Annotated in this window: 10 protein-coding genes; 7 read left to right on the forward strand and 3 right to left on the reverse strand. The window is 64.8% G+C overall.

The window, feature by feature from the left end:
* The first annotated feature begins 20 nt into the window (after window positions 1–20).
* From NJQ44_RS08805 to NJQ44_RS08825, 5 genes are all read left to right on the forward strand, one after another.
* A complete protein-coding gene (locus NJQ44_RS08805) occupies window positions 21–1,025 on the forward strand; it encodes a GNAT family N-acetyltransferase (protein ID WP_254270974.1) in 1,005 nt (334 codons plus the stop codon).
* Between the two features lie 5 nt (window positions 1,026–1,030).
* Window positions 1,031–1,975, forward strand: coding sequence for a glycosyltransferase family 4 protein (locus tag NJQ44_RS08810; RefSeq protein WP_254270975.1), 945 nt, complete (start codon window positions 1,031–1,033; stop codon window positions 1,973–1,975).
* Between the two features lie 78 nt (window positions 1,976–2,053).
* Window positions 2,054–3,883: a TgpA N-terminal domain-containing protein gene (locus NJQ44_RS08815; RefSeq protein WP_254270976.1), complete on the forward strand. Its 1,830-nt coding sequence runs from the start codon at window positions 2,054–2,056 to the stop codon at window positions 3,881–3,883.
* A complete protein-coding gene (locus NJQ44_RS08820) occupies window positions 3,880–5,352 on the forward strand; it encodes a flippase (RefSeq protein WP_254270977.1) in 1,473 nt (490 codons plus the stop codon). Before NJQ44_RS08815 ends, NJQ44_RS08820 begins: the two co-directional genes overlap by 4 nt.
* Before the next feature lie 43 nt (window positions 5,353–5,395).
* Entirely contained in the window at window positions 5,396–6,253 is an 858-nt protein-coding gene (locus NJQ44_RS08825; RefSeq protein WP_254270978.1) for a methionyl-tRNA formyltransferase, read from the forward strand.
* Window positions 6,254–6,322: 69 nt separating this feature from the next.
* On the opposite strand, the gene NJQ44_RS08830 is transcribed toward NJQ44_RS08825, so the two are convergent.
* The gene (locus NJQ44_RS08830; protein ID WP_254270979.1) at window positions 6,323–7,651 is read right to left on the reverse strand and encodes an AI-2E family transporter; all 1,329 of its coding nucleotides are present in this window, start codon (window positions 7,649–7,651) and stop codon (window positions 6,323–6,325) included.
* Between the two features lie 335 nt (window positions 7,652–7,986).
* On the opposite strand from NJQ44_RS08830, the gene NJQ44_RS08835 reads away from it, so the two are divergent.
* Both NJQ44_RS08835 and NJQ44_RS08840 read left to right on the forward strand, forming a co-directional pair.
* Window positions 7,987–8,289: a hypothetical protein gene (locus tag NJQ44_RS08835; RefSeq protein ID WP_254270980.1), complete on the forward strand. Its 303-nt coding sequence runs from the start codon at window positions 7,987–7,989 to the stop codon at window positions 8,287–8,289.
* Window positions 8,286–9,620 (forward strand): metallophosphoesterase, encoded by a 1,335-nt coding sequence (locus NJQ44_RS08840; RefSeq protein ID WP_254270981.1) that lies wholly within the window; start codon window positions 8,286–8,288, stop codon window positions 9,618–9,620. The genes NJQ44_RS08835 and NJQ44_RS08840 overlap by 4 nt, the downstream gene beginning before the upstream one ends.
* A 196-nt stretch (window positions 9,621–9,816) precedes the next feature.
* Here NJQ44_RS08840 and NJQ44_RS08845 read toward each other — a convergent pair whose 3' ends face one another.
* Both NJQ44_RS08845 and NJQ44_RS08850 read right to left on the reverse strand, forming a co-directional pair.
* Window positions 9,817–10,830 carry a Gfo/Idh/MocA family protein gene (locus NJQ44_RS08845; RefSeq protein WP_254270982.1) on the reverse strand — a complete coding sequence of 338 codons (1,014 nt, stop codon included), beginning with the start codon at window positions 10,828–10,830 and terminating at the stop codon, window positions 9,817–9,819.
* On the reverse strand, window positions 10,827–11,927 hold the full coding sequence (locus tag NJQ44_RS08850) for a DegT/DnrJ/EryC1/StrS family aminotransferase (protein WP_254270983.1): 1,101 nt from the start codon (window positions 11,925–11,927) through the stop codon (window positions 10,827–10,829). The genes NJQ44_RS08845 and NJQ44_RS08850 overlap by 4 nt, the downstream gene beginning before the upstream one ends.
* Window positions 11,928–12,019: the final 92 nt, after the last annotated feature.

The following is a 12,019-nucleotide window of genomic DNA, read 5'->3' on the forward strand; positions in this document are numbered from 1 at the left end:
GTGACTCCGGAGCGAGCAAGATGGAAGTCGAACGATTGACACTCTCGGAGTGGGGGGACGCACTACCCGAGACCGGTTACGAGGTGTTCCACACGCCAGCGGCGCTGTCGGCAATCGACGCACACGTCGACGGGGAACTCGTCCTCTACGGCGGTTTCAAGGGCCATCAGGCAGTCGGTCTGATGCCCATCGTGGAGACGCGACGAACCATCGGTCGAACTCTCATGTCGCCCCCGCCGGGGATGAACATCCCGCGGTTGGGGCCGATAGTGATGCCGACCAGTCCGAAACAGCGCAAGCGCGAGCGAGTGAACAAGAAGTTCGTCGAGGCGGTCCTCGAAGACCTCGGCGCGATGGGACCGCTCTCGCTGGTCAGAATGCTGACCCCGCGACAGTACGGCGACCCGCGGCCGTTCCAGTGGGCCGACTTCAAACTCTCGACGCAGTTCACCTACGTCGTCGACCTCGACCAGCAGGGCGTCGACCCGGTGCTCTCCTCGTTCAGCAAGAGCCTCCGACGGGACATCCGACGGGGCAGCGAGAGCGACATCACCGTTTCAGTCGAGGGCCTCGACAGCGCACGGGAGATATTCGAGGCGACGCGGACCCGCTACAACGACCAGAGCCGCGGCTTCCCGATGACCTGGGACTACGTCCGCGACCTCTTCACCGGACTCGGCGACGACGCCCGCGCGTACGTTGCCCGGACCGGCGACGGCGAGTTCCTGTCCGGCGTGACGGTGTTGTACGGCCCTGAGACGGCGTACTTCTGGCAGGGCGGGACGCGGATGGACCACGATGGGGTCAGCGTCAACAGCCTCGTCCACTGGCGGGTCATCGAGGACATCCTCGAAGACTCCGCGCTCGAACAAGTCGACGAGTACGACCTCATGGGCGCGAACACGAAGCGACTGTGTGACTACAAGGGGAAGTTCGCAGGCGAACTGGTTCCGTACTACACCATCGAGACGGATAGCACGGCAATGAACCTCGCGAAATCGGCCTTCATGGCCGTGACACGGTGACTCCAATGCGTGTACTCAACCTCGTCACGAACAAGGACGCCCAGTTCTTCCGGGCGCAGGTCCAGGAGTTAGAGCGACGCGGCGTCGAACTGACCACGCTCTCGGTGCCGGGCCGCAACCGCTCCGAGTCGATCGACCCAGACGAGGACGGCCAGCGGTCGGTGCTGGACTACGTCCGCTTCTACCCGTCCGTCCTGGCGAACTCGCTGGACGACTACGACCTCATCCACGCGAACTACGGCCTGACCGCGCCGATGGCCGTCGCCCAGCCGAAACTACCGGTCGTCCTCTCGCTGTGGGGGAGCGACCTGATGGGCAAGTACGGTCCCGTCACCCAGCGGTTCGCCCGCTACTGCGACGAGGTCATCGTCATGTCCGACGGGATGGCCGAGATTTACGAGGGCGAGTGTCTGGTCATCCCCCACGGCGTCGATTTAGAGCAGTTCCGCCCCATCGAGCGCGGCATCGCCCGACAGGAACTCGGATGGCCCAAGGACGAACACATCGTCCTGTTCCCCTATCCGCCGAAACGTGACGTGAAGAACTACCCGCGCGCAGAGCGAATCGTCGACCGGGTCAGCGACCGAGTCGACGGGCCGGTGTCGCTCCGGACGGCGACGGGCGTCGCCCACGAACGAATGCCGTACTACCTCAACGCGGCCGACGCGATGATTATGACTTCGCTCCGCGAAGGGTCGCCCAACACCGTCAAAGAGGCGATGGCCTGCAACCTCCCCGTCGTCTCGACGGACGTGGGCGACGTGCGCTCGCGCCTCGCCACCGTCGAACCGTCGACGGTCAGCGACGACGACGACGCGTTAGTCGAGGGCCTCGCCTCGGTACTCGATGCGGGGCACCGGTCGAACGGGCGAGAGTACGCCCGCGACATCTCGCTGACTCGGATGGGCGAGCGCCTCGTCGCCGTCTACGAGGACGTAGCACAGAACTGAGAATAAATACGACCATACCGCCCACAGAGAATCCATAACAATGTCAGGACACTCCCCAGCAGGGTTCAGATAGTCGTCATGTCTTCGAAACGTCGCCGCCACGTCGCCGTCCTCCTCGTCGGATACGTGCTCTACACGGCCGGGGTCCTCGTCGCCGCGCAGCACCCGCCGACGGGCTACGAGATCTCCATCTACACCGCCACCCCGATGCTGTTCTGGGTCGGGTCCGGCGTCGCCTTCCTCGCCGCCGTCCTCGTGGGTCTGACCGTGCCCGGCGGAACCGCCCGCCACCGCCTGTCGCTCCTCCTCGGGATGCTCGTCGGCATCAGCGTGGCCACGCTCCCGATGATTCGGGACTACTACTACTACGGTATCGGCGACGCCCTGAGCTACCTCGGTTGGACGCGGATGATAGCCGAAGGCGCGCTCAATCCCGTGAACTTCCTGTATCCGGGTATCCACAGCACGGCCGTCGTCTTGACCTCGATGAGCGGCCTGCCGCCGCGGCGCACACTCCAGTTGGTCGTCCCGGTGTTCATCGCGCTGTACGTCCTGTTCACCGGCCTCTGTGTCGCGCGTATCGCCGGGCGGTCGAACGCGCTGGCCGTCGGCGTGTTCTTCGCGCTGCTGTTTTTGCCCATCAACAACATCCACACCTACATCTTCCCGTACCCGACGAGCGCGGCCATCTTCTTCACGCCGTTCGCGCTGTACCTCCTCTTCCGGTACGTCGGCGACGGTCAATCGCTGCTCACCGTCGCCGGGCGGCGCGTGGTGACGCCCGTCGGCCTGTTGCTGACGCTGGCGGGCATCACCGCCATCCTCCTGCACCCGCAGTCGGGCGCGAACGTCCTGTTCATCGTCGCCGCCGGATTCGGATTGCAGGTGCTCGCGCACGCCTCGAGGCGCTACGGCCTCGCCAACCGCATCGCCGACCACCGCTCGCTCGCACCGCAGGCCATCGTCGTGGGTCTCTTTTTCGCAGTGTGGACGCCGCGGTTCGACCGCGCGACGGGGACCCTCCAGACGGTGGTCACGGGCCTGCTGTACGGGGCGAACCCCGCCGACGAAATCTCGCAGTCGGGGAGTTCGCTCTCGGCGCTCGGGAGCGGTCTCGACGAACTGTTCGTCAAGATTTTCCTCGTCAGCGCCGTCCTCTCTGTCGTCGCCGGGTTGGTGATGCTCGCGACGATGAGCGGCCGCCTCGACGACCGCTATCCCGACCGGAACGACCTGTTGCGGTACGTCACGTTCGGGTTCATCCCGGTGTTCATGCTGTTCGGTATCTTCTTCATCACCAGCGTCACCCGTCAGCCGTTCCGCTACCTCGGGTTCATGATGGTGTTCGTCACCATCCTCGTCGCCGTCGCGGTCAGCGACGGCATCCCGGTCAGTTTCTCCCTCTCGGAGAAGAACTGGCAAGCCGCCGTCGCCGTCGTGTTGGTCCTCCTGATTGTGCCCCAGGCGCTCATCCTGCACCAGTCGCCGCACATGTACAAGGACTCCGACCACGTCCCAGAGACGTACATGGAGGGCCACGTCACCACCTTCGAACAGCGCGACCCGTCGGTGTGGTTCGCCGGGCCGCGCGGCGGGCCGCGGCGCTTCGTCGACGCCTACTACGGGACGACCTACTCCGACTACACGCCCACCGGCGAACACTTCCCCGGCAAGGAGGAGAAGATACCGTTCCGGGTGTTCGGCAACAACGAGACGACCTTCTACTCGCACTGTCGGTACGTGCCGCTGACCTCGCGGGACTACGAGAAGGAAATCGCGCTGTACGAAGGCTTCCGATACTCCGCCGAGGACTTCCGGTCGTTCAGACAGAACCCGGACATCTACCGGGTCCAATCCAACGGCGACTACCGCCTGTACTTCGTCCGAGGTGAGGACTGCCTTCGATGAGCAGCATCAGCGAGCGCATCGCCACCGGATTTAAGGCCTCGCTCGCCGCCCGCGCCGTCCACGCACTCGCCAACGGCGCGCTGCTCATCATCCTCACGCGGTACCTGCTCGACCCGGAGCAGTACGGTCTGCTGTACTTCGCCATCTCCGTGGTCGGCGTCGCGGAACTGTTCGCGACGCTGGGCATCCCCAACGCCACCGCGCGGTACGTCAACGAGTACCTCGAACGCGACGACACGCAGGTCCGACACATCATCTGGTGGTCGCTGCTGATCATCTCGGGTATCGCGGTCACCGTCGCCGTCGTCATCACGGTTGTGAGCGAGCCGTTGGCGACACTCCTGGGGCGGCCGTCGGTCACGTCAGCCCTGTTCGTCGGCGGTCTCTACGTCCTCGGTCGGTCCCTGTCGGGCTACCTCAAGTCGGTCTTCCAGGCGTTCAACCGCGTCACCTACAGCGCCGCGCTGACGGCGGTCAACAGCGTGACGCGACTGGTCGCCGCGACGGGACTCGTCGTCCTGGGCTATGGTGTCACAGGGGCGATGGCTGGGTACGTCATCGGCTTCTTCACTGCCACTGTCGTCGGCCTCGTCCTGTTGTACACGCGCTTCTACCGCGACCTCCCGGCGACGGACGACCCGGAGTCCGGCCTCCGGCGGCGACTCATCGAATACAGCGTCCCGACGGCCGCGACCCGCGCGAGCGTCGTCGTCGACAGCAAGATAGACACCGTCCTCGTCGGCATACTCGCGACGCCCGCCGCCGTCGGGTTCTACACGCTCGCGCGACAGATTGCCGACCTCTGCATCGTCCCCGCACAGTCGCTCGGGTTCACCATCTCACCGACGCTGGGCGAGCAGTCGGCGGCCGAGAACCGCGAGCGCGCGGGGGGAATCTACGACACGTCGCTCCGCAACGTCCTCCTGCTGTACGTTCCCGCGGCCGCCGGACTCGTCGTCGTCGCCCGCCCCACGGTCCGGTACGTCGTCGGCCCGGACTACCTCGGCGCGGTCCCGCTCATCCAGTTATACGCGCTGTTCGTGGTGGTCCGCGCGGTCCACAAGATTACCGGGTCGGCCCTCGACTACCTCGGTCTGGCCCGGGTGCGGGCCATCGCCCGCGGGGCCAGCGCCGTCGGCAACCTCGGCCTGAACGTCCTGCTCATCCCGCCGCTGGGCGCACTGGGGGCCGGTATCGCGACGGTCATCACGTACACTGCGTACACGTTCGTCAACGTCTACTACATCCACCGCGAGTTGCCCTTTGACGCCCACGGCGTCGTGAACCACCTCGCGCGCGTCTCGGCCATCGCCCTCGTCATGGGCGGCGTCGTGTTCACGCTCCTCCCCAGAGTCGACGGCCTGCTCACGCTCTCGGCCGCGATTCTGGTCGGGGGCGTCGTCTGGGCGGCGTTGGCCGTCGCCAGCGGAATGTTGAAACCCCGCGTCGTCCTGTCGTTCATCTCGTAACAAGGAGTCCATAACTACGCCCGTCGTTCAGGTACGCATCGCTATGCCTTCGGTCGCGTTCATGGGAAGCCATCCCCTCGGCGAACGGTGCCTCGAACTGCTCACGGACCACGACGACTTCGACGTGGAACTCGTCGTCACCTACGGTCCCGACGAGGACACGTGGTGGGACGGGTGCCTGTACGACCTCGCGTCTGACCTCGGTCACGCCGTCGTCACGCGCGAGGACGAACGGCGAGTACTCGACCACGACATCGACTACCTCGTCAGCGTCTACTACCCCAACATCCTCGGCGAGGAACTGCTGTCCCACCCGAACGTCGCCCCGCTGAACCTCCATCAGGCCGAACTCCCGCGCTACCGGGGGAGCAACGTCTTCAGTCACGCCATCCTGAACGCCCGCGGCGACGACCACTGGAAGTACGGGACGACGTTCCACATCATGGCCCCCGAAGTCGACGCCGGGGACATCCTCGCCCGGAGTTTCGTCCCGATTCGGGAGACGGATACCGCCCGCACACTGTACGACCGCGTCACCGAGGCGTCCGTCGAGATGTTCCGCGAACAGTTGCCGACCCTCGTCGACGGCGACGTTCACAGCCTCGCGACTCCGCAGGACGCCTACGACGGCGAGCGCTACTTCTACACCAAAGCCAGCCTCGACGGCGCGAAGGAGATTCCCCCCGAGCGACTGGCGGCCGACGACGAACAGACGCAACTGGAGGTGTACGACAAGATTCGCGCCCTCGACTTCCCGCCGTTCCAACCGGCCTACACCACCCTCGCCGGTCGACGCATCAACCTCACGGCCACCTCCTACACCGACCTGTTCGAGTCGTCGTCGGTCCCCGAGTTCGACGTCGAGGAGACCGTGTCGGCGTCGGCCCCGGCACAGGACTGAGCGGTTCGCGAAGCCTGTTCTCTGTCCGGAGGTCCGCGGTCGACCACCGACGCCGCCGGACCGTCGTCCTCACTCGTCCGTAACCGGTCGGTCGGTCGCATCGGGCCTCGTGGGCGGTCGGTCCACCGCCGTCCCCGATGCCTCTGCGTCTGAACTCTCTGACGGAAGCGCTTGCTCGGACGCCCGTGACTGTCCTGCGTGGCCGTCCGGCCGGTCACCTGATTCCCGGTCCGGTTCCGGCGCGTTCAGAAGCCACGGCACGAGAATCCGGCCGAACTCGAACGTCGCGACGAACAAGAGCGGTGCCAAGAAGATACCGAACCATCCGAAGAGGAGCGGGCCGACGGTGTACGCGAGCATCACCGCGCCGACGTGCAGCGTCCGACCGCTGACGTAGGGACGGAGCAACTGGTCGGGAATGTAGTCCACGATGACGATGGAGACGCCGAAGAACACGACTGGAAACCAGAGCGTTTCCGGGTCGAACCACAGCGCCCGTCCGAGGAGATACGCGCCGACCGGCCACGTGACGAGTTTGATACCGACGACCGGAACGAGGCTCGCCGCGCCGACGAGGAGGCCCAGAAACGCCGCTTCCGGGATTCTGGTCGTCGCCGGTGCGAAGGCGTTGAGCAGCGTGTACGTCGTGGCGGCGAGCATCCCGGTGAGGAGCGCGTTCAGGATGTTTCCGAAGTAGACGTTGTGGAGGTCTCTGTCGACCGTTTCGAAGTAGGATTCCAGGGGGCTCCCCTCCTCGACGAACGTGGTTCGAGCCCACCGAGCGATTCGGTAGTCGTCTTTGAGCAGGTAGAAGACGATGATGAGGACGATAAAGGCGTGAATGCCGACGTTGACGGCGACGCTGACCCACCCGAGTATCGACCCCACGATGTTCCCCGTGAAGGTTCCGATATCGACCTCAGCGAGCCTGCTCGGGTCTCTGAGGACCTCCTCGACGAAGACGCCCAGTTGGCTCAGTAACGCGGTGAGGTCGAGATACGGCTGGATGAACGCCTCCACGTTATCGAGGATGTCCGACTCGATGAGGTCGTTCAACGAAGCGATCAGGATGGCGAACGCCCACCCCACGACGAACAGCAACGGCAACGCGACTGCGGTGAGCGTGAGGGCGACGGCCACCGTCCGTGACTCGAATCGTGGCTCGAAGCGACGCAACACCGGACGCGTCACGTAGTAGACGAACAGCCCCATAACCACGGTCCCGACGTATCGCCAGCCTACGTAGAGGAGTCCGGCGACGAGGACGAGCATGACGAACCAGAGCGCCGCGCGTCCGCGCTCGACCGCGGGCCACTCGACGGCCACACTGATTCGCCTGAAGCCGTCCGTCTCGGGGGACTCGGGCGCCGACGGGTCGGTACTGGGGTCTTCGGCCATAGGGATAGACTGCCTCTGTGACGTGTTATCGAACGTACAGGTAATAGAACGTGAGGTCTTCAGATAGCTCTTTCTCGTGTGTGAGGTGTCCGGGAGTCGACGCGTTCGGCCACGCGTCGACGCGTGGTCGGGCCACGACCCACCGATTACGCGAGACACCGTTTCTCAAACATATCGTCCGCAGAGCGAGTACCACACTCTGCTGTCGCGCCGAGTGGTACGTCTCACACCGGTGGGTTCCGCCGTGTAGCGGAACGCCGCCGAACCGGGGACGGGGACCGCTCAAATTATCAACACACTCATATTTTTTACGCTCTCGGAGCGTCATGTGTTCCATGCGACTAGTTTCAGCGTCGGCACCCCCATGGAGAGAAGAGGGGGCTCACGAGTCACTCGGTGAGCGGCGTCTCGACTACGCCGTCTTCGACGAGGCGGACAGCGAGGGAGTCGAACTCGGCAGAGTCGAGGTCGTCGAGGCACAGGTATCCGGCGTCTCGGCGAGGAGACCGCTGGTCTGTGGGTCGGGCGCTGGGGCCGCAGGCCACTGGGACGCGGAGGGAGGGCAGCCCAGACGCACGCCGACAGCGTGGTGCCACGACGAGGAAACCGGTATTTGGGGCCTAGAGAGACGACCGTGACTGATTCGTACTACCTTATCAGCGACCTCCACATCGGGGGCGACGAGCAACTGGGACACGTCGATTTCCTGGAGGAGTTGCTGTCGTTCCTCCGGATGCTCGAAACGACCGATGAGGACGCCGAGTTGATAATCAACGGTGACGCGTTCGGTCTGTGGGAGTTCACCGACCTCGACGGACTCGACAAGTTCGACGCGCTCGTCGACCGGTATCCGGAACTGTTCGAGCAGTTGAGAGCGACGGGCGGTCAGGTCCCGATCACGCTGATACCCGGAAATCACGACTACGAACTCGCGGCATATTCCGAGTACGTCGACCGTTTGGCCGAGTTCAACGTCACGCTTCGACAGGAAATCTCGATCACACGGGACGTCGGTGACTACGTCGTCTACATCGAGCACGGGATGCAGCGCGACTCCAACAACCAGATTCCGGATTTCGGGAACCCGTACGCGAACCCACCGGGATACTTCGTCAACAGACAGATAACGAGTCGCGCCGGTCGCCTCTCCGGTCGCGGGAAGTTCAACTGGCTCAAGGATATCCAGGCGGTGACGCCGATGACCCAGATTCCGGCGTGGATGGTGTCCAACTACTTCTATCGTGAGATGAGTCCGTGGCTCAGATACGTCTCCGCGCCGTTTCTATTCCTGTTCAACATCGGATTCCTCTACATCCTGGCGTTCGGACTCGATGCGGTCGGCCTCTGGTCGCTGCCGATGGACCTCGTCGAACGCTTCCTCGAACTGTTCGGCCCCGTCGGGATGCTGGTCGACCTGCTGTTGACTGCGAACCTCGCTATCACCGTGGTACTGATACTCGTCGCTATACCGCTGTACGTTCTCGGCAGAGACGTTCGGAAGACGCTCTGGCGGTTCGGTATCGACCGACCGGAGGACCGGAGTTCGACGGGAGAGACCTATCTCGACGGTGCGAGAGCCGTGTTCGCGTCCGACCCGGAAATCGCCGTGTTCGTCTACGGGCACACTCACCGACCCTCGGTCACCGAAGTGGCCGACAGGGTCGTCGTCAACACGGGAACGTGGCTGAAGCGACTCCGGCGGGTCGAACCGGTATTCGGCGTCCTGCCGCCGGTCTTTTACTCGTGGTACCAACTCAACTACGTCCGCGTCTCTGCGACCGAGGACGGCGGCGTCGCCGTCGACTACGAAGTCGTGGAGAAGCCAGCGCCGAACGAGGAGACGTGGTTCCAGCGCCTCGTCACGAGAGCACCGAAGCGGGAGGACCAGATTCCGTCCCGAACCGTCGTCCGACCCACGAGTGACCCGGTGCCAGCGGCCGTAGGAGGGTCCGACCAAGAGAGCGGGTGACTGATTGGGGGCCAGCAGTCGCTATGACTCTCTGGATGACCGTCGCGAATCCGTTCATCATCGCGGAACCCCTCTCACTGCGCGTCCTTTTCGTGCGCTCGGCCTCGACGATTCCCCCTGACTCGTGAGTTCCGCCCCGCGACGCTATCGACGGCGTAACCACCGGGGTCTGGGGGGACCCCCGCCGAGAACGGGACTAGTCGTCGCCGTACTGCCCGACGAGCGCCGGTTCGTCCATCGAGACGACGATGTCTTCTCGCGCGGAGCGCTCGGCGTGTTCGAGCGTCTCGATGGCGCGCGCACCGACGGTCCCGCTCGCGGGCGGGTCTTCGCCGCTTTTCGAGGCATCGGCGAACGACTCGACTTCGAGCTTCAGGGGTTCTTGCTCGTCGGTGACGTGAACCATCGAGCCGTCGTTGCGCGAATTGAGGCCGCCGTCGGGGTCAGAGAACACCTCGGCGTCGAACACTTCGAGCTTCGTGTTCTCGAGGTAGTCGATGTACGCCGAGCGGTTCGACCCGACGACGATGAGGTCCCTGGTCTTATCGAAGACGGGGACCTGCCACGAGGAGTTGATGACGCCGGTGGCCTTCCCGTAGCCGAGCGTCAGCGTCGACGTCTCGACGATGTCCTCTCTGACGAAGGAGTCGAACCGGCCGTGGATGGTGTCGGGGCGACGGTCCAGGAGGTAGTCGTAGATGTCTACGTCGTGGACCGCGAGCGAGTAGAGGACGCCCGTGGTCCGCCGCGGGACGCGGAAGGAGAAGCGCCGGGTCTGGAGGTACTTGATGCGGCCGAGTTCGCCGCGGTCGATACGGCGCTTCAAGGCCCGCAGGGCGGGGTGGTAGCGGAAGATGTGACCCACGCCGAGCGAACAGTCCTGCTCGTCGGCGGTTTCGACGAGGTCCCATGCATCCGTCGAGTTCAGCGCCAGCGGTTTCTCGATGAGGAGGTCCGTGCCCTGCCCGAGCAACGTCTTCCCGATGTCGAGGTGGGTGGTCGACGGCGTCGCCACCGTCGCGGCGTCCACGTCCAACTCGTCAATACTGGTCACGTACGGCACGTCGTAGGAATCCGCGAGCGACTGGACGCGCTGTTCGTCCGTATCGCAGATGACCACCTCGTCGAAGTGACCCTCGTCTTGCAGTTCGCGGGCGACTCGGACGTGGTTCTTCCCCCAGTATCCGGTCCCGACGACGCCGTACCTCATTCGTAGTACCTCCGGATGGCGTCGCTGACCCGGTCTATCTCCGCATCGGTGATGCGGGGGTGCATCGGGAGCGAGAGGATGCGCGAGCAGATTCGCTCCGTTTCGGGGAGCGTCGGGCGCTCGCTCAGTTCCTTCTGCATTGCCGGGGTGAGGTGGACCGGCGGGTCGTAGTGGATGCCGGTCTGGATGCCCTGTTCCTCCAGATACAACTGCAGGTCGTCTCGGTCCGGCACTTGGACGACGAACAGGTGGTAGACGTGGGTCCCGTTGTCGCGTTCGACCGGGAGTTCCACTTCGGGAACGTCGCCGAGGTTCTCGCGGTAGCGCGCCGCGGCGGCCGCCCGGTCGGCGTTCCAGTCGGCGAGGTGCGATAGCTGTTCGAGTCCGGCGGCGGCGCTGACCTCGTTGAGTCGGTGATTGAGGCCGAGTCGGACGTGATTACCGTCCGCGTCGCGGCCGTGGTTCCGGAGTTGGCGGGCGGTGCGAGCGAGTTCGTCGTCGTCGGTGACGAGCATCCCGCCGTCGCCCGCGACGGTCATGTTCTTCGAGGGGTAGAAACTGAAACATCCCACGTCGCCGAGACTCCCGGTTCGTTCGCCGCGGTAGGTCGCGCCGTGGGCCTGACACGAATCCTCGAAGACCGTGAGGTCGTGGGCGTCGGCGACGCTCCAGACGGCGTGCATCGCCGCCGGTTGGCCGTAGAGGTGGACCGGCACGACGGCCTGCGGGTTGTCGGCCTTCGACGCCTTCCGAGCGAGGTCGGTCCCGCTCATCGTGTACGTCTGCGGGTTCACGTCGACGAACACCGGTTCTGCGCCGAGTTCGAGGACGGGGCTGACCGTCGCGAAGAAGGTGTGTGCCGGGACCAGTACGGAGTCGCCTGGGCCGATACCGGCGGCTTTCATCGAGAGGTGTAACGCGGCGGTGCCGCTGCTGACGCCGACGGCGTGGGCTGTGCCACACGTCTCGGCGAACTGTCGTTCGAGCTCTTGCACACGCGGGCCCTTGACGTAGCGCCGCGATTCGAGGGTTTCGACGACACGCTCGACGATGTCGTCGTCGACGTAGACGTCTGTGAACGGGACCTGTTCCGTCATCGGGTGGCGGTTGCGGTGATTCACTCATTGTTATACTCAGCGTTCGCCCGACGATGGGCGCGCTCGCGTGCGTCTGACAGGTCCCTGCGTCG

Origin of the sequence: Haloarcula marina (assembly GCF_024218775.1) — an archaeon.
GTDB lineage: Archaea > Halobacteriota > Halobacteria > Halobacteriales > Haloarculaceae > Haloarcula > Haloarcula marina.

Excerpts from the sequence above, each read along its gene's own strand:
- NJQ44_RS08810 (WP_254270975.1), top strand. The coding sequence starts at position 1,031 with ATGCGTGTACTCAACCTCGTCACGAACAAGGACGCCCAGTTCTTCCGG.
- NJQ44_RS08845 (WP_254270982.1), bottom strand. The coding sequence starts at position 10,830 with ATGAGGTACGGCGTCGTCGGGACCGGATACTGGGGGAAGAACCACGTC.
- NJQ44_RS08835 (WP_254270980.1), top strand. The coding sequence starts at position 7,987 with ATGCGACTAGTTTCAGCGTCGGCACCCCCATGGAGAGAAGAGGGGGCT.
- NJQ44_RS08820 (WP_254270977.1), top strand. The coding sequence starts at position 3,880 with ATGAGCAGCATCAGCGAGCGCATCGCCACCGGATTTAAGGCCTCGCTC.
- NJQ44_RS08830 (WP_254270979.1), bottom strand. The coding sequence starts at position 7,651 with ATGGCCGAAGACCCCAGTACCGACCCGTCGGCGCCCGAGTCCCCCGAG.
- NJQ44_RS08815 (WP_254270976.1), top strand. The coding sequence starts at position 2,054 with ATGTCTTCGAAACGTCGCCGCCACGTCGCCGTCCTCCTCGTCGGATAC.
- NJQ44_RS08825 (WP_254270978.1), top strand. The coding sequence starts at position 5,396 with ATGCCTTCGGTCGCGTTCATGGGAAGCCATCCCCTCGGCGAACGGTGC.
- NJQ44_RS08805 (WP_254270974.1), top strand. The coding sequence starts at position 21 with ATGGAAGTCGAACGATTGACACTCTCGGAGTGGGGGGACGCACTACCC.
- NJQ44_RS08850 (WP_254270983.1), bottom strand. The coding sequence starts at position 11,927 with ATGACGGAACAGGTCCCGTTCACAGACGTCTACGTCGACGACGACATC.